Source organism: Sphingobium sp. 22B, assembly GCF_001580035.1.
Classification (GTDB): Bacteria; Pseudomonadota; Alphaproteobacteria; order Sphingomonadales; family Sphingomonadaceae; genus Sphingobium; species Sphingobium fuliginis.
The window spans coordinates 125,371-151,463 of record NZ_LTAB01000003.1 but is presented as its reverse complement, the minus strand read 5'-3'; the positions used below and the strand labels follow the sequence as shown (position 1 = coordinate 151,463).

25 protein-coding genes are annotated in these 26,093 nt (G+C 65.3%); 9 read left to right on the top strand and 16 right to left on the bottom strand.

The genetic code is table 11. From position 1 onward, the window contains the following. Position 1 precedes the first annotated feature (1 nt). Entirely contained in the window at positions 2 to 1,105 is a 1,104-nt protein-coding gene (gene lptG / locus A0J57_RS05220; protein ID WP_025549741.1) for an LPS export ABC transporter permease LptG, read from the top strand. A gap of 22 nt (positions 1,106 to 1,127) precedes the next feature. Here the strand turns inward: lptG and A0J57_RS05215 are convergent, their stop codons facing one another. Next, positions 1,128 to 2,195, bottom strand: coding sequence for a fatty acid desaturase (locus A0J57_RS05215; protein ID WP_061937366.1), 1,068 nt, complete (start codon positions 2,193 to 2,195; stop codon positions 1,128 to 1,130). 153 nt (positions 2,196 to 2,348) lie between these two features. Between A0J57_RS05215 and A0J57_RS05210 the strand changes: the two genes are divergently transcribed. Next, positions 2,349 to 3,506, top strand: a complete 1,158-nt coding sequence (locus A0J57_RS05210; protein WP_061937370.1) for a hypothetical protein — start codon at positions 2,349 to 2,351, stop codon at positions 3,504 to 3,506. A gap of 118 nt (positions 3,507 to 3,624) precedes the next feature. Here A0J57_RS05210 and A0J57_RS05205 read toward each other — a convergent pair whose 3' ends face one another. Then, on the bottom strand, positions 3,625 to 4,527 hold the full coding sequence (locus tag A0J57_RS05205) for a diacylglycerol kinase family protein (protein ID WP_025549739.1): 903 nt from the start codon (positions 4,525 to 4,527) through the stop codon (positions 3,625 to 3,627). Between the two features lie 66 nt (positions 4,528 to 4,593). Here A0J57_RS05205 and A0J57_RS05200 point away from each other — a divergent pair, with 66 nt between their 5' ends. Beyond that, positions 4,594 to 5,475: a metallophosphoesterase gene (locus A0J57_RS05200; RefSeq protein ID WP_061937373.1), complete on the top strand. Its 882-nt coding sequence runs from the start codon at positions 4,594 to 4,596 to the stop codon at positions 5,473 to 5,475. Positions 5,476 to 5,564: 89 nt separating this feature from the next. Here the strand turns inward: A0J57_RS05200 and A0J57_RS05195 are convergent, their stop codons facing one another. From A0J57_RS05195 to A0J57_RS05165, 7 genes are all read right to left on the bottom strand, one after another. Further along, positions 5,565 to 6,098, bottom strand: a complete 534-nt coding sequence (locus A0J57_RS05195) for a DUF2239 family protein (RefSeq protein WP_061937376.1) — start codon at positions 6,096 to 6,098, stop codon at positions 5,565 to 5,567. A gap of 67 nt (positions 6,099 to 6,165) precedes the next feature. Then, entirely contained in the window at positions 6,166 to 6,939 is a 774-nt protein-coding gene (gene xth, locus A0J57_RS05190; RefSeq protein ID WP_044660035.1) for an exodeoxyribonuclease III, read from the bottom strand. Positions 6,940 to 7,048: 109 nt separating this feature from the next. Beyond that, positions 7,049 to 7,375 carry an iron-sulfur cluster insertion protein ErpA gene (gene erpA, locus A0J57_RS05185; protein ID WP_061937379.1) on the bottom strand — a complete coding sequence of 109 codons (327 nt, stop codon included), beginning with the start codon at positions 7,373 to 7,375 and terminating at the stop codon, positions 7,049 to 7,051. Between the two features lie 77 nt (positions 7,376 to 7,452). Further along, a complete protein-coding gene (locus A0J57_RS05180) occupies positions 7,453 to 8,175 on the bottom strand; it encodes a peptidoglycan DD-metalloendopeptidase family protein (RefSeq protein WP_025549735.1) in 723 nt (240 codons plus the stop codon). Positions 8,176 to 8,284: 109 nt separating this feature from the next. Then, a complete protein-coding gene (locus A0J57_RS05175; RefSeq protein WP_061937382.1) occupies positions 8,285 to 9,094 on the bottom strand; it encodes a ferritin-like domain-containing protein in 810 nt (269 codons plus the stop codon). Further along, the gene (bcp, locus tag A0J57_RS05170) at positions 9,091 to 9,552 is read right to left on the bottom strand and encodes a thioredoxin-dependent thiol peroxidase (protein WP_061937385.1); all 462 of its coding nucleotides are present in this window, start codon (positions 9,550 to 9,552) and stop codon (positions 9,091 to 9,093) included. Before bcp ends, A0J57_RS05175 begins: the two co-directional genes overlap by 4 nt. Positions 9,553 to 9,554: 2 nt before the next feature. Further along, positions 9,555 to 12,242, bottom strand: coding sequence for a bifunctional [glutamine synthetase] adenylyltransferase/[glutamine synthetase]-adenylyl-L-tyrosine phosphorylase (locus A0J57_RS05165; RefSeq protein ID WP_061937390.1), 2,688 nt, complete (start codon positions 12,240 to 12,242; stop codon positions 9,555 to 9,557). Positions 12,243 to 12,324: 82 nt separating this feature from the next. On the opposite strand from A0J57_RS05165, the gene A0J57_RS05160 reads away from it, so the two are divergent. Both A0J57_RS05160 and A0J57_RS05155 read left to right on the top strand, forming a co-directional pair. Then, entirely contained in the window at positions 12,325 to 12,516 is a 192-nt protein-coding gene (locus A0J57_RS05160; protein ID WP_025549732.1) for a hypothetical protein, read from the top strand. A 154-nt stretch (positions 12,517 to 12,670) separates the two neighbouring features. After that, the gene (locus tag A0J57_RS05155; protein WP_025549731.1) at positions 12,671 to 13,003 is read left to right on the top strand and encodes a hypothetical protein; all 333 of its coding nucleotides are present in this window, start codon (positions 12,671 to 12,673) and stop codon (positions 13,001 to 13,003) included. Between the two features lie 9 nt (positions 13,004 to 13,012). Here the strand turns inward: A0J57_RS05155 and A0J57_RS05150 are convergent, their stop codons facing one another. After that, positions 13,013 to 13,882, bottom strand: a complete 870-nt coding sequence (locus A0J57_RS05150) for a neutral zinc metallopeptidase (protein WP_025549730.1) — start codon at positions 13,880 to 13,882, stop codon at positions 13,013 to 13,015. Positions 13,883 to 14,040: 158 nt separating this feature from the next. Here A0J57_RS05150 and A0J57_RS05145 point away from each other — a divergent pair, with 158 nt between their 5' ends. From A0J57_RS05145 to A0J57_RS05130, 4 genes are all read left to right on the top strand, one after another. Further along, complete coding sequence (locus A0J57_RS05145; protein WP_044662741.1) at positions 14,041 to 15,219, top strand: patatin-like phospholipase family protein; 1,179 nt, start codon at positions 14,041 to 14,043, stop codon at positions 15,217 to 15,219. Further along, positions 15,216 to 16,010 (top strand): 3-hydroxybutyrate dehydrogenase, encoded by a 795-nt coding sequence (locus A0J57_RS05140; protein ID WP_025549729.1) that lies wholly within the window; start codon positions 15,216 to 15,218, stop codon positions 16,008 to 16,010. The genes A0J57_RS05145 and A0J57_RS05140 overlap by 4 nt, the downstream gene beginning before the upstream one ends. 159 nt (positions 16,011 to 16,169) lie before the next feature. After that, positions 16,170 to 16,724 carry a hypothetical protein gene (locus A0J57_RS05135; protein ID WP_025549728.1) on the top strand — a complete coding sequence of 185 codons (555 nt, stop codon included), beginning with the start codon at positions 16,170 to 16,172 and terminating at the stop codon, positions 16,722 to 16,724. Positions 16,725 to 16,866: 142 nt separating this feature from the next. Beyond that, a complete protein-coding gene (locus tag A0J57_RS05130; RefSeq protein ID WP_061937393.1) occupies positions 16,867 to 18,228 on the top strand; it encodes an amidohydrolase in 1,362 nt (453 codons plus the stop codon). Between the two features lie 239 nt (positions 18,229 to 18,467). Here the strand turns inward: A0J57_RS05130 and ftsH are convergent, their stop codons facing one another. The 6 genes from ftsH to ptsP form a co-directional block, all read right to left on the bottom strand. Then, a complete protein-coding gene (ftsH, locus tag A0J57_RS05125; protein WP_025549726.1) occupies positions 18,468 to 20,417 on the bottom strand; it encodes an ATP-dependent zinc metalloprotease FtsH in 1,950 nt (649 codons plus the stop codon). Between the two features lie 67 nt (positions 20,418 to 20,484). Next, the gene (locus A0J57_RS05120; protein ID WP_025549725.1) at positions 20,485 to 20,676 is read right to left on the bottom strand and encodes a hypothetical protein; all 192 of its coding nucleotides are present in this window, start codon (positions 20,674 to 20,676) and stop codon (positions 20,485 to 20,487) included. A gap of 128 nt (positions 20,677 to 20,804) precedes the next feature. Then, entirely contained in the window at positions 20,805 to 21,749 is a 945-nt protein-coding gene (tilS, locus tag A0J57_RS05115) for a tRNA lysidine(34) synthetase TilS (RefSeq protein ID WP_061937396.1), read from the bottom strand. A 7-nt stretch (positions 21,750 to 21,756) separates the two neighbouring features. Then, positions 21,757 to 22,668: a tetratricopeptide repeat protein gene (locus A0J57_RS05110; RefSeq protein ID WP_061937399.1), complete on the bottom strand. Its 912-nt coding sequence runs from the start codon at positions 22,666 to 22,668 to the stop codon at positions 21,757 to 21,759. A gap of 100 nt (positions 22,669 to 22,768) precedes the next feature. After that, positions 22,769 to 23,671 carry a helix-turn-helix domain-containing protein gene (locus A0J57_RS05105; RefSeq protein WP_025549723.1) on the bottom strand — a complete coding sequence of 301 codons (903 nt, stop codon included), beginning with the start codon at positions 23,669 to 23,671 and terminating at the stop codon, positions 22,769 to 22,771. A gap of 102 nt (positions 23,672 to 23,773) precedes the next feature. Further along, positions 23,774 to 26,050: a phosphoenolpyruvate--protein phosphotransferase gene (ptsP, locus tag A0J57_RS05100; RefSeq protein ID WP_025549722.1), complete on the bottom strand. Its 2,277-nt coding sequence runs from the start codon at positions 26,048 to 26,050 to the stop codon at positions 23,774 to 23,776. Between the last annotated feature and the right edge of the window lie 43 nt (positions 26,051 to 26,093).

Here is a 26,093-nt window from a genome sequence, read left to right as displayed (position 1 = left end):
CATGCATCAGCTCAACTTCTTTCCATCGCGCCAGCTTAGCTGGTACATGGCGCGGCTGTTCCTGACCCGGACCTTCGCGGTGCTGGCGATGCTGGTTGCGGTGCTCCAGACGCTCGACCTGCTGGGCGAATCGGGCGACATCCTTGCCTATGCCGGCAATGGCGATGCGCAATTATGGCATTATGTGGCGCTGCGGGCGCCGCAGATCGTCGCCCGCTTCCTGCCCTTTTCGGTGCTGCTCGGCACGCTGATCATGCTCGCCAGCCTCAACCAGAACAGCGAGATCATCTCGATGAAGGCGGCGGGGCTGTCGGCGCACCAGATATTGGCGCCGCTGCTGGCCGCAGCGCTGGGCGTGGCGCTCATCAGCTATGCCTTCAACGAGCGGATCGTGGCGCGGTCCACCGCCCGCCTTTCCGCCTGGCAGGCCGTCGACTATGGCCCCCTGCCCCCCGACAGCGGGGTCAAGACCAGCCCATGGGTGCGCGACGGCAATAATCTGGTGACGGCCGCCATCGTCGCCGGACGGGGCACGGCGGTCCAGCTCCGCAAGGTGGAGATATTCAACCGGATCAACAACACGCTGACCACCATCGTCCAGGCGCCCAGGGGCCATTATGACGCTTCGGCCAGAAGCTGGGTGCTGGAGGACGCGCGGCAGTTCGACGTCGCGCGTGGGACGGAGCGGCAGATCGGCACGGTGCGCTTTGGCCACGACATACGGCCCGATCAGTTCACCTTGGCGAAGGTCGACCCGGATGCGCTGACCTTCGGCCAGTTGCAGGCGGCGATCAGCGACCTGCATGATGCGGGGCGGCCGACGGCGGAGCTGGAGGGCAGCCTCTGGCACAAGCTGTCGGGACCTTTGTCGGCGCTGCTGATGCCGATTCTGGGTTCGGTGGCCGCTTTCGGGCTGGCTCGATCGGGACAGTTGTTCGTGCGCGCGGTGATGGGGATGGCGCTCGGCTTCGCCTATTTCGTGGCGGACAATTTCTCGCTCGCCATGGGGAACCTCGGGGCCTATCCGCCCTTTCTGGCGGCCTGGGCGCCGTTTCTGCTGTTCCTGCTGGTGGGCGAGACGGTGCTGTTCCGGACGGAGGAATAATCCTCCAGCGGGGGCGGTGGAGTTAACGCTTCCCCATCGTCGAGCGCGCGATCTTCCCCACCAGCGGCCACATTCCGGGATAGTTGCCCTTGTGATAGGGCGAATCGCTCGCCAGCGTCGCCACCAACCGCTTATGGGCCTCCCCCAGCGCGTGATAGGGCACGCTCGGCAGCAGATGATGCAGCGCATGGTAGCGCAGCCCCACCGGCGCCCAGATCGCGGCGAAGGGCGACGGCGGCGGCACGTTCACCGAGTCCAGATATTGCGCGGTGACGGTCATCGCCTCGCCCTCATTTTCCCACAGATGCGCGACCAGCGTGCGGAGCTGGTTGATGACGGTCATGCCGGAATGCACCGCCATATAGGTGAGTAGCGGCTTCCATCCGAAGGCGAAGATGCTGCCGACCAGCGCCAGCGCGAAAAGACACGCGCCCGCCTCCTGCCACATCCACTGGCGGGCAAAGTCTCCCTCCGGCGCGCGGCGGCGATAGGCGGGGTTGATCGAGAGCGCGGAAAATTCCGCCACCACCTTTCGCCGCAGCGGCGGGACCATCAGGCTGAGCGGCGTCAGCACGGCGAAACGCAGGATGAGGCCCAACGGCGCCAGCGCCGCCACCAGGATGAACAGCGGCAGCGACCATGGCTTCATCAGCGCCAGCGGCAGATATTCCGGATCATTCGCCGTGCCATAGCGGGTGCGGGCATGATGCTGCGTATGCACCTCTTCATACATGAATGACGGGATCATCAGGGGGATGCCGACGATCAGGTTCCAGCCAAGGCGGAAACCCGGCAGCGCGCCCTTGCGGATGTGGGTCAGCTCATGGATGAAACTGGCCGCGCGATAAAGCGCCAGCATCGCCGCCAGGCCGAACGCCAGCATGAGAGCGGCATCGCCGGTCAGGATCGCCCCGGCCAGCGCGGCATAGCCGACAAGAGCCGATGCCAGCATGTCGGGCCAATAGATGGCGGGCCGGGCCGTCGACAGTTCGCGGGTCAGGTCGGCCGCCGCGCGCAGCATCGCCGCATCGTCGGGGATCGCGCTTTTCGTCCGCGACGCGGCTGCAATAAGGGGATCGTGCACAGTCATGCCGTGGTTCCTAAAGGGTAAATGCGCTGCAATTGGGGCAGCAACATGACGATTTGGTCATGATGATCCCATCCGCTCATGTCCCGATTGACATTCCCGGAACAAGCGCCGAACTGCTCTGCCCAAACCTCTCCAGCGAAAGCGTCCTGCGCCGTGGCCAATCAAGAACTGGTGATTACCCCCGTAACTTCCAAGGCCGACCGCAAGGCTTTCGTCGATCTGCCCTGGCGGCTCTATGCGGGCGATCCCAACTGGGTGCCGCCGCTGAAGGATGAGGTCTACAGCCTGATCACGCCGGGCAAGAACCCCTTTTTCGGCCATGCCGAGGCGCAATATTTCCTGGCCCGCCGCGGCGACAGGGTCGTGGGACGGGTGTCGGCGCATCTCGATCATCTGGCGCTGGCCCAGCCCGCCCAGCAGGGCATGGGGCCGGGCACCGGCAATTTCGGTCTGTTCGAGGCGGAGGATGCCGAAACCGGCGCAGCCCTGATCGCGACGGCGGAGGGGTGGCTGCGGGCCAAGGGCATGACCCGCGTGCTGGGGCCGATCTCACTGTCGATCTGGGAGGAGCCGGGGCTGCTGATCGAAGGCTTCGACCACAGGCCGACGGTGATGATGGGCCATGCGAAGCCGGAATATCGCGCCATGGTGGAGGACGCGGGCTATCGGCCGGTCAAGCAGCTCAAAACCTATGAACTGGACATCACCCGGCCATTCCCGCCGCTGATCCAGCGCATCGTCCAGTCGGGCGAGAAGAACGAACGCATCCGCATCCGCAAGGTCGACAAGTCGAAATTCGACAGCGAAGCGGCGATCATCCTCAGCATCCTGAACGACGCCTGGGGCAATAATTGGGGCTTTGTGCCGATCACCGACGAGGAGGTCGCCCATTTCGGCAAGCAGTTGAAGCCCATTGTGTTCAACGACCTCATCATGATCGCGGAGCTGGAGGGTGAGCCGGTCGCCTTCATGATGACGCTGCCCGATCTCAACGAAGCGATAGCGCCGCTCAACGGCTCGCTCTTTCCCTTCGGCTGGGCGAAACTGCTCTGGTGGCTGAGGAAGCCGAAGGTGCGGACCATGCGCGTGCCGCTGATGGGCGTGGTGCAGCGGTTGCAATCTTCCCGCATGGCTAGCCAGCTTGCCTTCATGATGATCGAATATATCCGCCGCAACGCGACCGCGCATTACGGCGCGACGCGCGGCGAGATCGGCTGGGTGCTGGACGACAATCAGGGCATGAACGCCATTGCCGACGCCATTGAGAGCAAGGTGAACAAGGTCTATCAGGTGTACGAAAAGCCCCTTTAGGCGCTGTCTGCATCCCATAGGCTCCCCGTTGGAGGGGATGAAGGGACGCGAGCAGAAGCACGCTTCTGCTTTGGCGCCCATGCTGAATTCAGCCTGAAAGCCCGCCCAAGGAGAATGGTTAAGGCACCGCCACATCCACCGCACCGGCCGCGATCTTCACCATGGCCGGCGTCTTCGCCAGCACTTCGCCGTCGATGGAAATGCTCTGCGGCGGCGCCGTTTCGATCCGGAACGCCTTGCCGCGAAACTCCTCCGTCTGCGCGTCCCGGTCGCGCAGCTTGAAGAATTTGGCGTACCAGTCCCAGGCCAGCCGGGCGTGGCTGCGCCCCACCACCGCCTGGATCACGATCTCCCCTGTGTCCACATCGGCCTGATCGGACAGTTCCACCCCGCCATGATAGGGGCCGTTGAGGATGCGCACTTCCGTCGCCCACATGCTGCGCTGCCTGATCCCATCGTCCAGCATCAACCGGAAGGCGCGAAAGCCTATGGAGCATTTGACCGCCCAGAGCAGATAGCCGATCCGTCCCAGATAACGCTTCAACTTGTGCGGCACCGTCTCCCCGATCCGGGGGGACAACCCCAGCGAGGCCGCATTCACGAAATAGTCCCGGTCGATCATGCCCAAGTCGATTCGCCGCCGCCGGCCGCCGGATATGACCGCCACCGCCCCTTCCAGATCGAGCGGAATGCCCAGCGTCCGCGCAAAACTGTTCGCGGTGCCCAGCGGCAGCACGCCGAAGACGCAGTCCTTGCCCACCAGCTCATCCACGGTGCCGGACAGCGATCCATCGCCGCCGCCGACGATCACCATCGGCGCGCCGTCCGCGATGGCCCTGCGCACCGTTTCCTGCAATCGCTCCGGCTCCTTCACCGCATGGGCTGCGATCAGGCGCAGGCCCGCTTCCTCCAGCCTGGCCTTGGCATCCTTGAACAGGGCTTCTCCCCGGCGGGAATGCACATTGACGATCAGCGCCGCCTCATGCGGCAGGTTCCTGACGGGCGGGGATGTCGTTTCCATGCCTCGACAACACGCAACTGCGCTCCAAGGTCCGAAACCATAAAAGGCCTTGCCCGTTCATGGTTCATGGCCCGCATCGCTCATCTGTCGGATATTCATTTCGGCGCCCATGATCCCCGCATCGTCGCCGCCACCGAGGCCTGGCTGCAACAGCATCAGCCGGACCTGGTGGTCATCAGCGGCGATTTCACCCAGCGCGCGAGGCGCGAACAGTTCCGGCAGGCCGCCGCCTGGCTCAACCGGCTGCGGTCGGCGGGCATGAAGCTGCTGGTGATTCCCGGCAATCATGACATTCCGCTCTACGATCTGGCGCGCCGCTTCGGGGCGCCGCTGCGCCGCTACAAACATTATATCAGCAATGATCTGTGCCCTTTTTACGAGGATGATGCGGTCGCGATACTGGGGCTCAACACCGCGCGATCGCTGACGATCAAGGATGGGCGGATCAACCATGACCAGATGGACATGCTTCGCGAAAGATTCGCGCGGGTCGCGCCGGAGAAGACGCGCATCCTCGTCACCCATCACCCGCTCTTCGCCATGCCGATCGGCAAGGGCGGCGAGTTGAGCGAAGCTGTGGGAAGGCATGAGGATGCCGTACGCGCGGCGGCGGAAGCAGGCATCCATATCGCGCTGGCCGGCCATTTCCATCGCACCTATGCGGAGGCGGCGGAGAAGATGGTGGCGCATTCGGGCGGCGCGCTGGTGATCCAGGCGGGAACGGCGACCTCCACCCGCCTGCGCAATGCCGAGCCGCAAAGCTTCAACTGGCTGCACGTTCACCGCCATGACGAGATAGAAGTGCAGGTGGTGGTATGGGACGGCGCCAGTTTCCAGCGAGGCCACCATATCGGCTATTTCAAACAGGGCGGCGCGTGGATCGGGCAGGACATGGCCGATCCGGGGGCCCTGCCGGGAATTCAGGTAGCGGAAAAGGCGAGAAGCTGAGGCTGGCAGGCTGTGTGGGGATGTGGGAACCGATGTCTGCTGAAAAGGATGCGACAACGCAAAGTTAGAACGAACGCCCAGCGTCCGATTTAACGCGGCGCGCTCTGGTCGAATGCTCCCCGGGCAAGGGCCGCGCCATGATCCCGGATGGCGCTGGGCCAGTCGGCAGCAGCAAGGTCGAACCCCGCCTTGTCCCTTGCATAAAGCGCGCGGATGGCGTCCTCATAACCGGGCCGGTCGCCCGCCATCACCGTCAGGAAATGATAAGCCGCGTCCATCGCCGCGCGAGGCGATGGCTTTGTGTCCGCATCCTTGCGCGCCGCATCGACCAAGCGCCGCAGCGTCACGGAAGCACCGCCGGGCTGCGCCGCCAGCCAGTCCCAATGCCGGGGGAGCAGAGTCACTTCACGCGCCTGAACGCCCAGCCGGGGCCGCCCCCGGCCGCGGGAAATCTCCTGCACTGGACCGCGCAGATCGATATCCACCTGCCGCCCGGTGCTGTCGTCGAACAGCAGCAGAGACTGCGCCTGCGTCCCCATGGCATGAAGCGTTGCCCGCAGCTCTTCCTCGTCACCCGTCGCAATCCAGAGGTCGCCCGCAAAGGCGGTCAAAGTGCGCGTCATGCCGAAATCTCCTTCGGCACAACATTTATTATCCGGGTAAAATAGAGTCAATAACGTCCGGGTAAAATTATTCGGTCAGTTCCGCCCAGACAGGGGCATGATCGCTGGCCTTTTCCCGCCCACGAAAATCCTTGTCGACCTGCGCGTCGATCAGGCGGTCGGCTGCGGCGGGACTGAGCAGCAGATGATCGATCCGGAACCCCGCGTCGCGTGGCCAAGCGTTCATCTGATAATCCCAATAGGTCCATATCCCGCCCGCCGGGTGCCGGGAAGCGATGGCATCCGTCCAGCCGTCGCCCAGCAGGCGACGATAGGCGGCACGGCTTTCCGGCTGCATCAGCGCGTCGTCGGCCATCGCCTTGACCGAATAAACGTCCCTGTCACGCGGAATCACATTATAATCGCCCGCCAGGATCGCCGGCACTTCCTCCGCCCAGATTTCCGCAGCGCGAAGGCGCAGACGCTTCATCCAGCGCAGCTTGTAATCAAATTTCGGTCCCGGCTGCGGATTACCGTTGGGCAGGTAGATGCTGGCGACGCGCAGCCCCTTTACATCGGCTTCCAGATAGCGGCTATGCTCGTCCTCCGGCTCCCCTTCCAGGCCGCGGCGGACCTCCACCGGTGTCTCGCCGCGCGCAAGGATGGCGACGCCGTTGAACCCCTTCTGCCCGTGCCATATCGCGCCATAGCCGACATCTTCGATGTCCTTGACCGGGAAAGTGTCGTCGGAGGTCTTGATTTCCTGAAGGCAGGCGATGTCGGGGCGGGTCTCGTCCAGCCACTCCAGCAAGCGCGGCAGGCGCGCCTTGATTCCGTTGATGTTGAAGGTGGCGATGCGCATAAGGGCCTGTCTTTCTTTCGGTCGGCCTGAATCGCATCAAACCGGCGCGTGCCCTTTTAAGGAAATGAAGGGCTTCGACAAGCTCAGCCCGAACGGGGAGAGAGCGCTATCAGACCGAGAAGCTGGTGCCGCAACCGCAGCCGGCGGTGGCGTTGGGGTTCGTCACCTTGAAGGCCTTGCCCCCCAGATCGGACACGAAATCGACCGCCGAACCACGCACCAGATCGATGCTGACGTCATCCACCACCAGCGTCACGCCGTCGCGCTCGACCATGATATCGTCGGGCTCCACCGCCTCGGCCAGACCGAAGCGATATTGGAAGCCGGAACAGCCCCCGCCCTCCACTGCCAGACGCAAGATGGCGCGCTTTCCCTGCTTGGCGGCAATGGCGGCCACGCGGGCAGCGGCAGAGGGCGTAAGATCGATGTCGGTCATGACGTTTAAATAGGATCAAGCAAAAGGCCCGACAAGCTTTCGCGTGCCGGGCCTTGGGAAAGAGAAAAAAGTTCGGCTCAGTCCGCAGCCTTTTCCTGGGCCTTGGTCGGGCCGCCCATGGCGATCGGCGGCTTGGTGTTCATCGCCACCAGATAATCGGGTCCGGCCACGAAGGGGATCGGGTTGATCGCCTGGCCGTCGACGCGCACCTCATAATGCAGATGGCTGCCGGTGGAACGGCCGGTCGAACCCATCAGGCCGATCAACTGGCCGCGATGGACATAGCTGTTGGCGGCGACCAGCAGCTTCGACATGTGGCCGTAGCGCGTTTCCATGCCGCCGCCGTGAGAAATCTGGACCAGATTGCCGTAACCGCTGGCCCAGCCGGCGCGGCTGACGATGCCGTCGGCGGTCGCGTAGATCTTGGTGCCGGTCGGGCCGGGGATGTCGATGCCCTTGTGCATGCGGGCGCCGCCATTGAACGGGTCGGAGCGGACACCGAAATTGGAGGTCAAGGAGAGTTTCTCGACCGGACGCCCGGAGGGGATGTAGTTGCTCGACTTGGCCTGCCCGTCGAGCCGCTGAAGGCTGGAGAAGAGATTGGAGAAGCCGACATCGGCCGGGCCGAGCGTGCTGGTGTTGATTTCCGACGCATCGCCATAGGGATCGTCTTCGTCTGCCTTGGCCTGAGCCGGGACTGCGGCGCAGAGCGCTCCCGCCATACCCATCGCTCCAGCGATTTTAAGTGCAGAACGGAACCATCGCGCAGCGCGCGCATTATCAGAATGAAGAACCAACATGCCGACCCCGACTCTCGACCGGAGGCTTTGCGCCTCTCGGCCTAATCCCCACGTTTCCAAAATGCGGCTGATGCCGCCACCCGCTGGAACAAAGAGGACATGTCCCGCCTTATTGTGCAAGCGGCGTGTAAAATTCCCGCGTTAAACCGGCTTGTCGGCGCGCCGAGTCGTTGAACGGAGGTTTCAACGCACCCCGAAAGTGGCGTTTCACAAGGATTTGGTAATGTTTTGCGGGGTTCACGCCCAGTCGTTTCGTCGCATGGCCGAACCATGTCGTCCCGGCGGAGACGTGGCGAATCTCATCTGTCATGATCCTCTGCAACATGCGCGCCGACATTTCATCGCCCGCTCCCCGGAAGCGGACGATGGTGGCCGGAGTGATGTCCAGCGCACGCGCTTCCAGCACCATCGGCACGATGGCAAGGCGGGCGAGCGCATCGTGCGCCGTCTCGCTCGCGGCCTGCCATAGCCCGTCATGCGCGGGCAAAGCGCCGTAAAAGCTGCCCAACCGCCGCAGACGCCGGTCAAGCAGCGCGAAATGCATGGCTTCGTCGGCGCCCACCCGCATCCATTCCCCGGTGAATTCCGGCGGGAATTCCGCGCCGAACCGCCCGATCAGGTCGAAGGCGAGATCGATGGCCACGAATTCGATATGGGCAAGCGCATGGAGCATCGCGATCCGCGCCCGTTCCGAACCGATCCTGCCGCGCTTGGGCATTTGGTTGGGCGGCAAAAGTTCGGGCTTTCCCGGGCGCGCCGGGCGATCCGGCATGGCGGCGTCGAAGCGATGCGCCAGCCGCCCAAGCCGCCAGCTCCTTGCGACCGCCCGGGCCGCCATCAGCTTGGCCAACGGATCGGGGGTCAGCAGCACATGGGCGCAGGCCGCGCCGACGCTGTCGATGGAAACAGGAAGCGTCAAAGGCCTTGTCCGGCCTCCAGCACCTCGGCGGCATGGCCCTTGACCTTCACCTTGGGCCAGACGCGCAGGATCTTCCCGTCAGCCCCCACCAAAAAGGTCGCCCGCTCGATCCCCATATATTTGCGGCCGTAAAGCGACTTCTCGACCCAGGTGCCGAAAGCCTCGCACATCTCGCCCGGCTCGTCGGAGGCGAGCGTGACGGTCAGCCCGTATTTTTCGGCGAATTTCTTGAGCTTGGCGGGCTTGTCCTTGGATATGCCGACCACCGGCACGCCCAATGCCGCGAAATCGGCGGCGAGCGCGGTGAAATCCTTGGCTTCGCTGGTGCAGCCGGGCGTGTCCGCCTTGGGATAGAAATAGACGACCAGGGGCTTGCCCCTGTAGCGCGCCAGGGTGAAATCGACCCCGTCCGCATCCTTCAGCATCACTTCCGGCACGGCATCGCCCACGTCCAGCATCGTCATTCCTCCTTGAAGGGCGCGGCCAGCGCCGCCCATGCGTCACCGACCCTTTGCCGGGCCTTACCGTAGCTTTCAAGCAGCGCGTCCCAGCTTTCGACGCCGCAGGCCCGCGCGACGAGAGGCCGGGTGGCTTGCGGAGGTTCGGTCGATTTGGGCGAAACGAGGCGGGAAACGACGAGAAAGCGGGTGATGAGATCATGGGCCGGGATCAATTCGCCCGGCAGGTGGCCGGCCGCCGCAAGCTGCTCCAGCGCGGCGCGCAGATCGGGGTCGAATGCCATATTGTGGCGGAACTGGGTGACGTGGATCAGGAATTCCAGGTCGACCAGCCCACCCGGCACCAGCTTCACGTCCAGATCGCTCGCGGGCGGTTTGTGCCTGGCGATGTCGCCCCGCATCTTCACCGCGTGGCGCGCCAGTTCGTCGAAATCGCGCTGCCGCTCAAGCGTTTCCGTCAGGATCGCGCCCAGCGCCGCGCGTGCGGCATCGGAGCCGAAGACCGGGCGCGCGCGCGTGAGCGCGAGATGCTCCCAGGTCCACGCCTCCTCCCGCTGATAGCGGGCGAAGCTGTCCAGGCTGACCGCCAGCAGACCCTGCGCACCGGAGGGGCGAAGGCGCGTGTCCACCTCATATAACGGGCCTGCCGCGGTGTGCACCGACAGGGCATTGGTGATGCGCTGGCCAAGGCGGTTGAAATATTGCGTCGCGCCCAGCGGCTTCGCGCCGTCGGATTCGGTTTCGAAGCTGCCGGTGAAGAGATAGACGAGGTCGAGGTCGGACGCATGGGTCAGCACTCCGCCGCCCAGCCGGCCCAGCGCCAGGATCACCATCTCGCCGCCGGGCACTTTTCCATGGGCGCGCTCGAACTCCGCGACGGTGGCGGCGCCCAACGCCTCGATGGCGGCTTCGGCCACGCGGGAATAGCCCCGGCCCGCCTCCAGCGGATCGCCGCCGCGAATGATCTGCGCGCCCAGGGCGAAGCGGCGGTCGTTCACCCGTTGGCGCACCCGGTCGAGCAGCGCCTGATAATCCTCCCCCTCCTCCAGCCGGGCGAACTGGTCGGCCAATATCTCCACAGGAGGCGGCGGATCGAAGGCAGAGGTGTCGATCAGCCCGTCGAGCAGTTCCGCCCGCCGCCCCAGCGCGTCGGCCAGCGTCGGCGCATGGCTCAGCAGTTCGGCCAGCAGTTCCACAAGGCCGGGTCGCGCCGCCAGCAGCTTGAAGAAGTTGATCGCGCTCGGCAGGCGGCCGACCAGATCGTCCAGCCGGTTGAGCGCCCGCGCCGGATCGGGCGCCGCGGCCAGCGTCCGCATCAGGCCCGGCAGCAATTGCTCCAGCGCCTCCCGCGACGCGCCGCTGCGCAATGCGCGGACCGTGCCCGATCGCCAGCGCGCGATCCGCGCCAGCGGCGTTTCCGGATCGGCAAAACCCAGTTCGGTAAGCTGCGCCTTCAGCCTCTCCTCGTCCAGCGACAGGGATTCATCGGGCGTCGCTGGGGTCAGCCGGTCGTAATTGCCGCCCACCCACTGCACATGCGGACGCAGCAGGTCGAGCAGCGCTCCGCCATCCTCCAGCCCGTGCAGGCGCGCGACATTATCCAGCGCCTCGGCCGACTTGGGCAATTCATGGGTCTGGCGATCCTCCACCATCTGCAACCGGTGCTCGACGGTGCGGAAGAGGACATAGGCCTCGTCCAGCCTGGCGGCGACCTCCGCTTCGAACACGCCGGCCGCCGCCAAGGCACGCAAGGCTTCCCGCGTATTGCCCGACCGCAGGGAAGGATCGCGCCCGCCATGGATGAGCTGGTGCACCTGCGCGAAGAATTCGACTTCCCTTATGCCGCCGCGCCCGCGCTTGAGGTCATAGCCCGGCCCGAACGCCTGACCCTGCGAATAATGGTCGCGGATTCGGCGGGAGATGTCCGTGATCGCATCGATGGCCCCGAAATCCAGACTGCGGCGCCAGACGAAGGGGCGGATCGCCTGCATGAAATAATCGCCCAGCGGCAGGTCGCCCGCCGCCGGTCGGGCCCGGATGAACGCCGCCTGCTCCCAGCCGAGCGCGGTCGATTCATAATAGCCGATCGCCGCCTCCACCGGCAGGGCGATGGGCGTCGCCTCCGGAGAGGGGCGCAGGCGAAGGTCGACGCGGAACACATAGCCGTCGCCGTCCCGGGCATTCAGCAGTTCGCTGACCCGCCGGCCGATGCGCACGGCTGCGTCCGCCGGGTCTTCCCGCTCGCCATGGGGCAGCGTCTTCGGGTCGTAGAGCAGGATCGGATCGATGTCCGACGAATAGTTCAGTTCCCGGCTGCCATGCTTGCCGAGCGCCAGCACCACGAAACCCCGCTTCTCCGCGTCCGGATAGCGCTCCGCCATGGCGGCGGCCAGCGCCTCCTCCAGCGCCTGGTCGGCAAAGTCCGACAGGGTGCGCGTGACCCGGTCCAGTCCCCAGACGCCCGCCAGATCGGCGGCTGCGGTCACCAGGGCCACCGCGCCACGCCTGCGCCTCAGCGACCGGGCAATGCCGTCATCGGGCGCCGCCACCTGCTGCGCGGCGGCCCAGGCCCCCTCGAAATCTCCGCTCTCCACCAGATCGGCAACATCCGGAAAGCGATCCAATTGCCGGGCCAGGAAAGGCGAATGCGCCCTGATCCTTGCCGCGACCGCCAAACGGTCCGTCACCATGAATCTCCCATAATGGAGCCGATATTGCGTGCCATTGCGACGAACACCAGAAACTTTTGCGCCGCTTGGCAGTTATCTTACCATGGAAATGCAACGAAAACCCCTCAGCCGGTCGGCCCGGATTCAGGATGGCGCGATCCGCCGCGTCCTGAATATCGGCGTTCCGCAGCCCTATGAGGGCATCGGCAATGCGTTGCGTTCGACCTTCCGTGCGGGTAGCGGCGCTGTTCCGGACGACATGCTGGACCTGCTGGAGAAACTCGACCGGCATTAGTTTCCGTCGGATCGGCCCAGACCCACCGCGCTCCTGCGGAGGAGCGGGGCGTCGGGGGGATCGCCGCAATCAGGCCAGCCACCTCCAAAGGGGGCGACAGCATTTTATTTACGATCCGCGCCTATGATGACGTGATCATGAATGGACGCGCCCCATGATCTACAAGGCCTTTGCCGCCGTGACCCTGATCGCGGCTCCGATCATCGTATTGACGGTGGAAAGCTTCGTGCCCCAATCCAGTCAGGCCGTGCCGTCCGCTGCGATTGTTCCGGCTTCAGCGCCCGTGGTGATGCCCGCCCAGGCCGCGCCGTCGCCAACGCCGCCCCAAGATAGCGGCGCCCAAGATCCGGGCGCTGCGGACTTGGGCCAGCCCATGCCCGAAGCCGGCAGACCCTTCCTCGCCCCGGGCGCAGGGCTGCCCGCTGCGCCCGTATCGAACCCGACGCCGGTCGAAGGCGTGCAGCCGTCCGACGAGGTGCCCGAATAAGGCCGGACCTCATATTTCCTTGAAGGTGTCGCATTGCGCGGGATCGCCGCTGTCGAGTCCCTTGCGCAGCCAGGTCATACGCTGTTCGCTGGTGCCGTGGGTGAAGCTTTCCGGCACGGGACGGCGGCCGGCCGCCTTTTGCAGCGTATCGTCGCCTATGGCTTGCGCCGCCTTCATCCCCTCCTCCAGATCGCCCGATTCCATGAGGCCGGTGCGCTTGGCCCAGACGCCCGCATAACAGTCCGCCTGCAATTCGACCCGCACCTGCAGCGCATTGCCCTGTTCCTCGCTGACGGCGCGCTGCCGCTGGTTCACCTCGCCCAAAGTTCCCTCCAGATCCTGCACATGATGGCCGACTTCATGCGCGATCACATAGGCTTGGGCGAAATCGCCGGGGGCGCCGAAGCGCTGGCGCAGTTCGGTGAAGAAGTCGGTGTCGAGATACACTTTGCGGTCATTGGGGCAATAAAAGGGGCCCATGGCGCTTTGCGCCGCGCCGCAGCCGGACACGCCGCTCTGGGAATAGAAGTAAAGGACCGTCGGCTGATATTGCCGGCCGGCCTGCTGGAAAAGCGGGCCCCAGACGCGCTCGGTCGATCCCAGCACCTTCAGGGACCAGTGCTGTATATCGCTGAGTTTGGAGGTGTCGCGGCTGACCTCGCTCCCCTGCGGCATCTGGCCGCCACCCCCCATCAGGCTCAGGGGATTGACGCCCATGACCGCCAGAATGATCAGCACCACGACAATCCCGCCGCAGCCGAAACGGCTGCCGATCAGCGGCAGCAGCAGGCCCAGACCACCGCCCATCCCGCCGCCGAAGCCGCCGCGACCCTCCTGGATCTCGAAATTGGTGCTTTCCCGTTCGTCGTCGAGCCGCATCTCGTCCCTCTCTTTCCTTGCCCTGCCTATTCCATTCCGTCGCCGGTGGAAACGTCCCCGATGCAATGCGGGTTGCGGCGAGCGCACCGTTCCATGAAGAGAATGTAACGAGACATTCAGTTGGAATGCCGGAAGACTATTCTATATTGCGCTGCGACATGGCCGACACCGAATCCCAGCCGCGCAGGCGCGCCAATATGCCGCTTCCCCTCCCCCGCGAAGTCGCCCTGTTGCTGCAGGGCGGCGGAGCGCTCGGCTCCTTCCAGGCGGGCGTCTATCAGCGGCTGGACGAGTTGGGAATCGACGTCAGTTGGGTCGCGGGCATTTCGATCGGCGCGGTCAACGCCGCCATCATCGCCGGCAATCCGCCGCACAAGCGCCTCAGCCGGCTCAAGAAATTCTGGCTGACCGTCTCCGGCGGCATGCCCAATGTCGTCCTGCCGGAAATCGACCATATCCGCGAGGCCGCTCATCTGATGGCGGCGGGCACGGTCGCGACCTTCGGCGTGCCGGGCATGTTCCGCCCACGCCTCTGGCCCGCGCCGCTGATGCCGGAAGGGACGGCCGGCGCGATCAGCTTCTACGACAGTGCGCCGCTGAAGGACACGCTGGACGCCTGCATCGACTGGGACCTGCTGAATGACGGGCCGGTGCGGCTGTCGGTGGGCGCGGTGGATGTGGAAAGCGGCAATTTCGCTTATTGGGATACGCGCGGCCGGGGCGGCAACACCCGGATCGACGCGCGCCACATCATGGCGTCGGGCGCTCTGCCACCGGGCCTGCCGCCCATCGAGATCGACGGGCGCTGGTATTGGGATGGCGGCATCGTGTCCAACACCCCGCTCGCCCATGTGCTGGACCATCAGAGCGAGGATATGCTGGTGTTCCAGGTCGACCTGTTCCCCGCCGAAGGGCCGATGCCCCGGCAGATGACCGATGTCTATTCCCGGACCAAGGACATTCAATATTCCAGCCGCACCCGCCAGGTGACGGACCAGTATCTGCGGCTGCGCAAGGAGCATAAGGCGATCCGCGCCCTGCTCGACAAACTGCCGCCCGAATTGCAGGAGGACGCGGACGCACAGCGGCTGCGCCAGTTGCTGGACGTGGGTTCGGTCAACATCGTCCACCTCATCTACCGCAGCCGCGCGTGGGAAAGCGGAGCGCGCGACTTCGAATTTTCCCGCTCCACCATGCTCGACCACTGGGCGCAGGGCCGCGACGCGGTGGAGGAAGTGATGCACAAGGGCGACCTCATCGCCCGCAACATCGTCAACGGGAAAAGCTCCACCTTCGACCTCGACGCCCCCGACCATCTCAAGGAGAAGCAGGCATGAGCAGCCAATTCCTGTCCGGCAAGACCGCCCTCATCACCGGATCGACCTCCGGCATCGGCCTTGCCTATGCCAAGGCGCTGGCCGGGGAAGGCGCGAATGTCGTCATCAACGGCTTCGGAGATGCGGACGCGATCGAGAAGGAACGCGCCGGGCTGGAGGCGTTGAGCGGGGCGAAGGCGCTCTATAGCGGCCATGACCTCACCAGAACCGAGCAGATCGAGGCGATGATGAAGGAGGCGGCGGACGCATTCGGCGGCGTCGACATCCTCATCAACAATGCAGGGGTGCAGCATGTCGCGCCGGTCGAGGATTTCCCGGTCGACAAATGGAACCTCATCATCGCGCTCAACCTCAACAGCGCCTTCCACACGTCCCGTCTCGCCATTCCCTTCATGAAGGAGAAGAAATGGGGACGGATCATCCAAACGGCTTCGGCGCATTCGCTGACGGCCTCTCCCTATAAGAGCGCCTATGTGACGGCCAAGCATGGCCTGGCGGGTTTCACCAAGACGCTGGCGCTGGAGCTGGCGACCTTCGGCATCACGGCGAACTGCATTTCGCCCGGCTATGTGTGGACGCCGCTGGTGGAGAACCAGATTCCCGACACGATGAAGGCGCGCGGCATGACGCGGGAGCAGGTGATGAACGACGTGCTGCTGGCTGGGCAGCCGACCAAACAGTTCGTCACGGTCGATCAGGTGGCGTCCATGGCGCTTTATCTGTGCAGCGATGCCGCCGCGAACATCACCGGCGCCAATATGAGCATCGACGGCGGCTGGACCGCGCAATAGCCATATCCATCCCGGTCATCGGCGCGCAATTCCTTAACATGGATTGTGTCATATTGGGGACAGCGGGAAGGATTTGTTTTCATTGAGGAAACCTGATGCGACCAGCGCAGGTTATCCCCTCCGACACGCCATGCGGCGAAATTGGAAAAGGGACTCCTCATGAAGAAATATCTCGTTGCGGCCGCACTTGTTGCGGCGCTGCCTTCCGTCGCGTCCGCGCAGGAGGAAACGGCGCCCGACGGCACCCAGGCCTTCGGCGTCGAACCCTATGTCGGCATATTGGGCGGCTATCACACCTTCGACCGTGGCACCGAATTCGGCAGCGTGCCCGGCGAGACGATCATGAACGGCGCGATCATCAGCGGCGTCGCGGGCGTCAACGTGCCGCTCGGTCCCGTCTTCGTGGGCGTCGAGGGCAATGCGACCAAGGGTTTCAGCGACATTGACTGGGAATATGGGGTGAAGGGCCGTTTCGGCGCGCGGGCCGGTGAAAGCGGCATGATCTTCGCGTCGGCCGGCTATCAGTGGGTCAACGGCAAGGGCGGCTGGCCGGACCGCAAGGACTGGATGTACGGCCTGGGCGTCGAGGTCGGCCCGAAGGACATCGGTCTGGGCGGCGTCACGGGCAATAGCGGCATCCGCCTGCGCTTCCAGACCGAAACCTATGATTTCGACAGCTTCCGGCCCACGGCTGGCGTGATCTTCCACTTCTGATCCCTCCCATGGCATCGGCAGGAGCGCCCGTCGGCAACGGCGGGCGCTTTTGCTTGGGGGAAACAGGCTGGACATGCCGAAGCCCCTTAAAAGGCGCGGCAAATCCGCTTATGGTTGCTTCTTCCATCAGGGAGACCCATCGATGCGTCATGCGTTGACGGCCGTCATGGCCGCCGCCAGCCTTATCTCCATTGCCCATGCCCAGTCCCCTGGCGCGCCTGTGAATGGGGCGACGCCCGCGACGCCGCCCAATGCCATCGCAGCGACCATCGCGAAGGACATGGATGGGCTGATGACCCTCTATCGCGACCTGCATGCCAATCCCGAACTGTCCGAACAGGAAAGCGCCACCGCCGCCAAGCTCGCCCGGCGGTTGAAGGCGATGAAATTCACCGTCACCGAAAAGGTCGGTGGAACGGGCGTGGTCGCGGTACTGAAGAACGGCTCCGGCCCGGTGCTGCTGATCCGCGCGGACATGGACGGACTGCCCGTGACCGAGCAGACGGGGCTGGAATTCGCCTCCAGGGTGAAGGCCAAGACCGCCGACGGCACCGAAACCGGCGTGATGCACGCCTGCGGCCATGACACGCACATGACCGCCTTCATCGAAACCGCGCGGCTGCTCTCCACGATGAAGGAGGGATGGAAGGGCACGCTGGTGATGATCCTCCAACCGGCCGAGGAAGTGGGCCGTGGCGCGCGGCTGATGCTGGAGGATGGGCTCTACACCCGCTTCCCGCGCCCGACCCATGCCATCGCCTTCCACGACGCCGCCAATCTGGAGGCGGGGAAGATCGGCTATACGCCGGGCTTCGCACTCGCCAATGTGGACAGCGTCGACCTTTTGGTGCGGGGCGTGGGCGGCCATGGCGCCTATCCGCAGACGACGCGCGACCCGATCGTGATCGGCGCGCGGATCGTGACCTCGCTGCAAACGCTGGTCAGCCGGGAACAGGACCCGTTCGACCCGGCCGTCGTCACCGTCGGCAGCTTCATGGGCGGCGCCAAGCATAATGTCATTCCCGACGACGCGAAGATGCTGCTCACCGTGCGCAGCTATTCCGATGAAACCCGGGAAAAGCTGATCCGGGGCATAGAACGCGTCGCCCGCGGGGAAGCCATTGCGGCGGGCGTGCCGGACGACAGGATGCCGGTGATCTCCGTAAAGGACGAATTCACGCCCTCCACCTACAATCCGCCCGCCTTCGCCAACCGGATGGCGGACGTGCTGAAAGCCCATTTCCCCGAGGGCACCGTCAGCGAAACCAGACCCTCCATGGCGGGAGAGGATTTTGGCCGCTATTACCGCGCCGACAAGAGCATCGAAAGCTTCATCTTCTGGGTCGGCGGCGTGCCGGCAGACCAGATGGCGAAGGCGAAGACCGGTGAGGTCAGCCTGCCGTCGCTGCACAGTCCCTTCTGGGCGCCCCAGGCCGACCAGGTGATCGCCACCGCCAGCGAAGCCATGACGGTGCTGGCGATGCACATATTGAAACGGGATTGAGGCTGAAGCCCCTCATTCCCCCTCCCGCAGGCGGGAGGGGGCTAGGGGGTGGGCGCGAGCGAAGCGAGCTTCCAGGTTAGGGGTTGCAAAACGACGCAGATGTCGCGCCAGCCCACCCCTAACGCCTCCCGCAGGCGGGAGGGGGAATGTCTTGGCCTGGCCAAAAGCCACCCCGCCCCGCAACCCATGAAAAAGGGCGCCACCTCCCGGCAGCGCCCTTTCCCAATCCATAAACCCGGTCAGGCGCCCGCAGGCGACGGATCACCGAATGGCCCCTTGCGCCGGCGCGTCTTCGGGATCGAAGACCCGGCCGCCGGGATCGCGGACGGCTTGATCGTCGTGCCGTCGTCACGGGTGATCTCGCCCTTGTCGAGCAGCGTCTTGATCTCCTCGCCGCTCAGCGTCTCATATTCGAGCATCGCATTGGCGAGCAGGTGAAGCTGGTCCTCATGACCCTTCAGGATTTCCTGCGCCCGCGCATAGCCCTGCTCGACCAGCCCGCGGATTTCCTTGTCGATCAGCTTGGCCGTCTCGTCCGACATATGGACGCGCTGGCTTTGCGAATAACCGAGGAATGTCTCGCCCTGCTGCTCTTCATATTGCAGGGGGCCGAGCTTGTCGGACATGCCCCATTGCGTAACCATGTCGCGCGCGAGCTTGGTGGCATATTGAATGTCGCCCGAAGCGCCCGACGACACCTTGTCATAGCCGAAGATGATCTCCTCGGCCACGCGGCCGCCCATGGCGACGGCCATGTTCGCGTGCATCTTGTCGCGGTGATAGCTGTAGCTGTCCCGCTCCGGCAGGCGCATCACCATACCCAACGCGCGGCCGCGCGGAATGATCGTCGCCTTGTGAATGGGGTCCGAGGCCGGTTCATGGACAGCGACGATGGCATGGCCCGCCTCATGATAGGCGGTCATCTTCTTCTCATCGTCGGTCATCACCATGGAGCGGCGCTCGCTGCCCATCATGACCTTGTCCTTGGCCGCCTCGAACTCGTCCATGGCGACCAGACGCTTGCCGCGGCGGGCAGCCATCAAAGCCGCTTCGTTGACGAGGTTCGCCAGATCGGCGCCGGAGAAGCCCGGCGTGCCCCGCGCGATCGTGCGCGGATTGACGTCCGGCGCCAGCGGCACCTTCTTCATATGCACGGCCAGAATCTTCTCGCGCCCCTCGATGTCGGGACGCGGCACCACGACCTGCCGGTCGAAACGGCCCGGACGCAGCAGCGCGGGGTCCAGCACGTCGGGACGGTTGGTCGCCGCGACGATGATGATGCCCTCATTCGCCTCGAAACCGTCCATCTCCACCAGAAGCTGGTTCAGCGTCTGCTCGCGCTCGTCATTGCCGTTGCCGAGGCCCGCGCCGCGATGGCGGCCGACCGCATCGATTTCGTCGATGAAGACGATGCAGGGCGCATTCTTCTTCGCCTGCTCGAACATGTCGCGGACGCGACTCGCGCCCACGCCGACGAACATCTCTACGAAATCCGAACCCGAAATGGTGAAGAAAGGCACGCCCGCCTCACCCGCGATCGCGCGGGCCAGCAGCGTCTTGCCTGTACCCGGCGAGCCGACCAGCAAGGCGCCCTTGGGAATCTTGCCGCCCAGCCGCGCGAACTTGCTCGGGTCCTTCAGGAACTCGACGATTTCCTGCAATTCCTCACGCGCTTCATCAATGCCGGCGACGTCATCGAACGTCACCTTGCCGTGCTTTTCGGTCAGCAGCTTGGCCTTCGACTTGCCGAAGCCCATGGCCCCGCCCGCGCCGCCGCCCTTCTGCATCTGGCGCAGCACGAAGAAGGCGATGCCCAGGATCAGCAGGAACGGCAACGACTGGTAGATCAGGATCATCCAGAAGCTCGGCTGTTCCTCCGCCTGCCCGGAATATTTGACATTATAGTCGTCCAGCAGGCCGGTCAGGCCAGGGTCGTTCACCGGGACAGTGCTGAATTTCTGCCCGCTGCTCAGCGTGCCGGAAATCCGGTCGGTGGCGATGGCGACATCCTTGACCTGGCCTTCCTGCACCTTGGCGCGGAATTCGGAATAGGCGATGCCGGTCCCGGCGGTCGACGCCGTGCGGCTGTCGAACATGGAGACGAACAGCAGCAGGGCGACAATCACCCCCGCCCATATCATCGCGCTCTTGATCCAGGGATTACCCTGCGGGTCCTTCTCGTCGTTCATTCACCACTCTCTTTCACCCGGCAAGATAGGATGCCGCAGCAAAATCGCAAGCGCGCGCCTGCTAAGGTCAGCCGCCGATAAATTGCGACAGGGCGATATAGGCCAGGATCACCGCGACCCCCGCCGACAGACCGCAAAGCATATAGCCGGTATAGAGCAGCATCGGCGGATGGGGTCGCTCCATCCGGTGATTACGCTGCGCCGCCGAAAGAATGACGCTGGCCAGCAGGCCATAGGTCACCGCCGCAAATTCAAACATGAATCGAAAATTCCCACGCTCAACTGGCCTCATTAACCAACATAGGCGTTAAGGAAAGGTCATTGCGCCCGATCAAATCGACGGATTGTTCGACGGATGCGCCAAGCCGTGGAACCTTTCCGTAACGATCATTGCCAGCGTCGCTGGGACGCCAGCGTCAGAGTCCAGCAGGCCCCGCCCTTCAGGATGAGGCGACCGATGCTCATCTTCTCGCCCCGGCGCGCCGCCGCGACCAGCCTGTCCACCGCTTCCCCGCGTGGCGGGGCGGCATCCGGCTGCAATCGCGCGATCATGCGGAGGATCAGGCGGCGCAGCAATTCGCGGGGCAGGTCGGTCCGGTCCAGCGTCAGCCCGCCTCCACCCGCGTGCACATGGCGCGCTTCCAGATCGTCGACCGTCCAGTCCAGCGCCTCCTCCGCCTCGGCCAGAGCCGCCGCGCTGCGTCCCGCCGCCGCGGCGTCGATCCAGTCGACACCGGCCAGCGCGATGCGCAGGGCAGCCCGGTCGAAGCGCGAATCGCTGTTCGACGGATCGTCGACATGGGGCAGGCCGCGTTCCAGCGCATAGGCGAGCAAGTCGGCCTTGCGCACGCCCAGCAGCGGCCGCAACACCACGCCCTGCCGCGCCCGCACGCCGGCCAGCCCACCCACGCCCGCGCCCCGGTTGAGCCGCATCAGCAGCGTTTCCAACTGGTCGTCCCCATGATGCGCCGTCAGCAGCCAATCCAGCCCCCGCGCTGCCCGCCAGCCTTCCAGCAGCCTGTACCGTTGCGCTCTCGCCCAGCTCTGAACATTGCCGCGAACCGCGCCGGTGGGATGCAGGGTAGCATGCGCGATCCCGGCGCCTGCGCACCAGTCCGCCACCATCGCCGCCTCCGCTGCCGAAGCCTCGCGCAAGCCATGATCGACCGTGGCCGCCTCGACACGCCCCGGAAAGGCGCGCGCGGCGAGGTCGAGCAGCGCCATGCTGTCAGGCCCGCCGGAAACCGCCACGCCGAAACGAGCGCCGTCGGCATCCCCGACCAGCGCCATCATCGCCCGGCTCAGTTCCGCGACGGGATCGCCCTCGGCCATGGGGACTTCAGACGGTGCACTTGGCCCTGGTCCGGCCCTTGTCCATCATGCCGCGCAGGCCGTTCGACAGGCTGGCGCCGTAGACCTGCTCCAGTTCCGCATAGACCTTGCAGGCGTCGGCGGGCTTTTTGAGCTGGATCAGCGCCTCGCCCAGATAGGCCAGGCTGTCGGCCGCACGGTCGCCCTTGGGCCGCTTCTGGTAATTTTCATAGAAGGCGACCGACGCCAGCGCCGGCTTGCCGTCGTCCAGATAGGCGCGGCCCAGCAGGTTCGCCGCCTTGCTGGCGACGGGACTGGCGCCATATTTATCCACGGTCGCCTTCAGCTGCGCCTGCGCCTCCGGATAGAATTTCGCGTCCCACAGGCGGAAGCCATAGGTGTAGGCGTCGTCGGCCTCATTACCCGTCGAGGGCCGCTCGATCGCGGCGACGGCGGTCTTTCGTTCCTCGCTCGCACCATTGGCGGCCGGGCGCGGCGTACCTGGCCGCGCCGATGCGGTGGTGGAGGCCGGAGCGGCCGAGGCGGAGGGGCCGACCGCCGGCGGCACGACGGCGGGCGCGGCACGGCTTTCCTGTTCCGCCTTGTAGCGGTTGAACGCCTCTTCCAACTGCTTCAGCTTGAAGCTGTTTTCCTCCACCTGCCCGGTGATCGAGGCCAGTTGCGATTCCAGCGCATTCACCCGCGCCGTCAGATCCGCCACCGGCGTGGAGGCAGGCGATCCCGGCACCACGGCCGGCGCGGCGGGACGCGTGATCTCCGCCTCCAGCGGCGCGCCGGCCGGGAACACCTTGCGCTGGACCGCGCGCATTTCCTTTTCCAGACGGTCGACCCGAACATCGACGCTGACATTCTGGGCCGCGAGCGGCGGCGCGAGCGCAATGAGCGCCAGTGCAGCCGTCGCGAAAAAAGCGTTACGCATGGATGATCCCCGACTTATATCCGGTGTTAACCATAGGGCGATAATCCGCCCGGTAAAGCGCGACTTTGCGCCAAATTCCGCTGAATCGCCCCTGAACGGATCAGTCGGCCGCAGCGGGCGCTGGTGCGGCAGGCACCGGAGCGGCCGGACCCGTGGGAACCGGGGCCGTGGAGGCCGGAGCCGCCTGCCCCTGACCCTGCCCCTGCGCCGCGGCAGGCGCAGCCCGCGCCAGCAGCGCCTCCGCATTGACCGGCACATCGGCAATGGTCCGGTCCGGCGGCCCCAGCGGCGCAATCGGCTTGCCGCCGACCGTCACGGTCAGCGCCTGCGGCCGGCCTGTCAGGATCATCGGATTGCGGGCATTGGCGGGAAGGGTGAAGCTTTCCCCCTTCTTCATCAGCCCGTCCTTCAGCCTCTCTCCCGCCTCGTCATAAATGCGCAGCCAGACATCGTCATTGGCGGTGAACAGCACGGTCTGCACCACCGGCGGCGCCGGGCGCGCGCCTGCTGCCGGCTTCGCGGTCGCGGGCGCGGGGGCACTTTGCTGCGCGGCGATCTCCTCGCCTGTCGGCGGCGTCATCACCTGCGTGCGCCAGACGGCGAAGCCGGCGACCAGGATCACGACGATGGCCGCCGCCGTCCAGGCCAGGGCCCGCGAGGGAACCCGCGCCGGATCGGCCGGCTCGAACGCCTCATAGCGGTTGCTGCCAAGGTCGGAATTATGCACCGCGTTGCGCACGTCGGCGGCGATCGCCACCTCGTCCACATCGATGGCGCGGGCATAGGCGCGGGCAAAGCCCACCGCATAGGGAATGCCGGGCAGGGCGGCATAATCGTCGCGCTCTATCGCCTCCAACTGCCGCTGGGCGATGCGCGTCCGCGTGGCGACATCCTGTATCGACAGTCCTTGCGCCTCCCGCGCGGCGCGCAGGCGCGCCCCCGGAGTATTGGGCTGCCGTTCCGGCGCCGCGACGCCGGGTTCCAGTTCAGGTTCTTCTGCCATGCTGCTCCGCGACTTTTGAAGGCTGGCCTTGTCTCATTGCGGGACGGGGATTGTCAACGCCGCGCCGCCCCGGAAAGGCGGGATGCACCGCCGCGATCCCCATTAATTCAATTCAATAGCATGTTCGCCGGCCCAGTCGACCAGCGCCGAACGAATATCCGTCACGCCCTTGTCCAGCAGATCGCGCATGAACCGGCGCAGTTCCGCAGCATCGATGGTCCGGATCATCGCCTTCACCGGGCCGACCGATGCCGGGGTGATCGACAGGCGCCGCACGCCAAGGCCGATCAGCGCCATCGCTTCCAGCGTGCGCCCGCCCATTTCGCCGCAGACGCCGACCGGCACCTCATAGGTTTCACAGGCGCGCACCACGCGGTCCAGGAAGCGCAATATCGCGATGCTCAGCCAGTCGTAGCGCTCCGCCAGGCGCGGATGCGCGCGGTCGGCGGCGAACAGGAACTGCGTCAGGTCATTGGTGCCGATGGAGAGGAAATCGAGCCTGGGCAGCAGGAGGTCCAGCACCTCTGCCAGCGCGGGCACCTCCAGCATCGCGCCATAGCGCACCGCGACCGGCAGCTTCTTCTTCTGCGCCACCAGCCATTCGCGCTGATGTTCGACGAGCGCCTTCGCCTGCTCATATTCCCAGGGCTCCGACACCATCGGGAACATGACGTGCAGCACCTTGCCTGCCGCCGCCTCCAGCAGCGCGCGGGCCTGCGCCTTCATCAGGCCGTCGCGGTCAAGCGCCAGCCGCAAGGCGCGCCAGCCCATGGCCGGATTGTCCTCCAGCTCCTCCTCATCGTCGCGGGACATGTAGGGCAACGCCTTGTCGCCGCCGATGTCGACAGTGCGGAAGATCACCGGCCGGTCGCCCGCAGCATCGAGGACGTCTCGATAAAGCCGCTGCTGCTTTTCCCGCTGCGGCAAAGTGGCGGAGACGAGGAACTGGAATTCGGTGCGGAAGAGCCCGATGCCGTCCGCCCCCACGATGTCCAGCGCCTGCGCATCCTCACGCAGCCCGGCATTGACCATCAGTTCGATCCGCTGGCCGTCGACGGTGACGGAGGGCAGGTCGCGCATCGCCGCGAATTCGGCCCGGCGCTTCTGCGTCACATGCAGCTTGTTCTCGAACGCCTCGTCCATGTCGGGCGTCGGGCGGATCAGCAGGGCGTTGGCGCCCACATCCATCAGGATCAGGTCGCCCTCGTTCACCTGATGGCGGATGTCGCGCACGCGGCCCAGCACCGGCACGCCCATGGCCCGGGCCACGATGGTGACATGGGCGGTCAGCGACCCTTCTTCCAGGATCACGCCCTTCAGGCGCCGCCGGTCATATTCCAGCAGTTCCGCCGGTCCCAGGTTGCGCGCGATCAATATGGCGTCCTGCCGCAATCCCAGTTGCGCCGCCGTTCCCAACTGCCCCGACACGATGCGCAGCAGCCGGTTCGCCATATCCTCCAGATCGTGCATCCGGTCCTGAAGCAGCGGGTCGTCGATCTGGCGCATGCGCATCCGGGTGCGCTGCTGCACGCGCTCGATGGCGGCCTCCGCGGTCAGGCCACTGTCGATCGCCTCGTTGATCCGCCTGATCCAACCCTCGTCATAGGCGAACATCTTGTAGGTTTCGAGCACCTCCTGATGCTCGCCCTCCGTGCCGAACTCGGCCGTGCCGGTCATCCGGTCGATCTGCTCGCGCATCTTGGTGAAGGCGGAAATCACGCGCTGACGCTCGGCCTCCGTATCCTCCGCGACGGTATGTTCGATATGCACGCGCGGCTGGTGGAACACCGCATGGCCGCGCGCCATGCCCATGACAAGCTGCAACCCGTGCAGGACCGACGTGCCCGTATCCTGCACGCGCGAGTCCGTCGGGCCATCGTCGGCCAGTTCGGCATTGGCGATCAGTTCGGACAACACCATCGCCACGGTCTGGAGCGCCTCGATCTCCACCTCCTCATAACGGCGCGGCTCGACATGCTGGACGCAGAGCACGCCGATGGCGCGCTCCCGCCGCACGATCGGCACGCCGGCGAAGCTATGGAACAGTTCCTCCCCCGTTTCCGGGCGATAGCTGTAATCGGGGTGCGAGGCCGCCTCGTCCAGGTTGAGCGTCTCGACATTGGTGGCGATCATGCCGACCAGACCCTCGCCCATCGCCATGCGGGTGACGTGCACGGCCTCCTGCTTCAAGCCCCGCGTCGCGAACAGTTCCAGCAGCCCTTCGCGCACCAGATAGATGGAGCAGACCTCGCTCGACAGCGATTCCCCGATGATCTCCACCACCTTGTTCAGCTTCGCCTGCGCGCTGGTGCGCGCGGCCATGACTTCCTGCAGGCGGATGAGGATCTGGCGGGCGGCGGCGGCGGGCGTGCTGGGCATGTGCCAAGCGCTAACAGATCGCGCGTCCGCTTTCCAAGGCGAA

What these genes read in the sequence shown, in the direction of transcription:
- lptG (WP_025549741.1), top strand. Translation starts at nt 2, where the DNA reads ATGCATCAGCTCAACTTCTTTCCATCGCGCCAGCTTAGCTGGTACATG.
- A0J57_RS05215 (WP_061937366.1), bottom strand. Translation starts at nt 2,195, where the DNA reads ATGACTGTGCACGATCCCCTTATTGCAGCCGCGTCGCGGACGAAAAGC.
- A0J57_RS05205 (WP_025549739.1), bottom strand. Translation starts at nt 4,527, where the DNA reads ATGGAAACGACATCCCCGCCCGTCAGGAACCTGCCGCATGAGGCGGCG.
- A0J57_RS05200 (WP_061937373.1), top strand. Translation starts at nt 4,594, where the DNA reads ATGGCCCGCATCGCTCATCTGTCGGATATTCATTTCGGCGCCCATGAT.
- A0J57_RS05195 (WP_061937376.1), bottom strand. Translation starts at nt 6,098, where the DNA reads ATGACGCGCACTTTGACCGCCTTTGCGGGCGACCTCTGGATTGCGACG.
- xth (WP_044660035.1), bottom strand. Translation starts at nt 6,939, where the DNA reads ATGCGCATCGCCACCTTCAACATCAACGGAATCAAGGCGCGCCTGCCG.
- erpA (WP_061937379.1), bottom strand. Translation starts at nt 7,375, where the DNA reads ATGACCGACATCGATCTTACGCCCTCTGCCGCTGCCCGCGTGGCCGCC.
- A0J57_RS05180 (WP_025549735.1), bottom strand. Translation starts at nt 8,175, where the DNA reads ATGTTGGTTCTTCATTCTGATAATGCGCGCGCTGCGCGATGGTTCCGT.
- bcp (WP_061937385.1), bottom strand. Translation starts at nt 9,552, where the DNA reads ATGCTGGACGTGGGCGATGCCGTGCCGGAAGTGATGCTGAAGGATGCG.
- A0J57_RS05165 (WP_061937390.1), bottom strand. Translation starts at nt 12,242, where the DNA reads ATGGTGACGGACCGTTTGGCGGTCGCGGCAAGGATCAGGGCGCATTCG.
- A0J57_RS05160 (WP_025549732.1), top strand. Translation starts at nt 12,325, where the DNA reads ATGGAAATGCAACGAAAACCCCTCAGCCGGTCGGCCCGGATTCAGGAT.
- A0J57_RS05155 (WP_025549731.1), top strand. Translation starts at nt 12,671, where the DNA reads ATGATCTACAAGGCCTTTGCCGCCGTGACCCTGATCGCGGCTCCGATC.
- A0J57_RS05150 (WP_025549730.1), bottom strand. Translation starts at nt 13,882, where the DNA reads ATGCGGCTCGACGACGAACGGGAAAGCACCAATTTCGAGATCCAGGAG.
- A0J57_RS05145 (WP_044662741.1), top strand. Translation starts at nt 14,041, where the DNA reads ATGGCCGACACCGAATCCCAGCCGCGCAGGCGCGCCAATATGCCGCTT.
- A0J57_RS05140 (WP_025549729.1), top strand. Translation starts at nt 15,216, where the DNA reads ATGAGCAGCCAATTCCTGTCCGGCAAGACCGCCCTCATCACCGGATCG.
- A0J57_RS05135 (WP_025549728.1), top strand. Translation starts at nt 16,170, where the DNA reads ATGAAGAAATATCTCGTTGCGGCCGCACTTGTTGCGGCGCTGCCTTCC.
- A0J57_RS05130 (WP_061937393.1), top strand. Translation starts at nt 16,867, where the DNA reads ATGCGTCATGCGTTGACGGCCGTCATGGCCGCCGCCAGCCTTATCTCC.
- ftsH (WP_025549726.1), bottom strand. Translation starts at nt 20,417, where the DNA reads ATGAACGACGAGAAGGACCCGCAGGGTAATCCCTGGATCAAGAGCGCG.
- A0J57_RS05120 (WP_025549725.1), bottom strand. Translation starts at nt 20,676, where the DNA reads ATGTTTGAATTTGCGGCGGTGACCTATGGCCTGCTGGCCAGCGTCATT.
- tilS (WP_061937396.1), bottom strand. Translation starts at nt 21,749, where the DNA reads ATGGCCGAGGGCGATCCCGTCGCGGAACTGAGCCGGGCGATGATGGCG.
- A0J57_RS05110 (WP_061937399.1), bottom strand. Translation starts at nt 22,668, where the DNA reads ATGCGTAACGCTTTTTTCGCGACGGCTGCACTGGCGCTCATTGCGCTC.
- A0J57_RS05105 (WP_025549723.1), bottom strand. Translation starts at nt 23,671, where the DNA reads ATGGCAGAAGAACCTGAACTGGAACCCGGCGTCGCGGCGCCGGAACGG.
- ptsP (WP_025549722.1), bottom strand. Translation starts at nt 26,050, where the DNA reads ATGCCCAGCACGCCCGCCGCCGCCGCCCGCCAGATCCTCATCCGCCTG.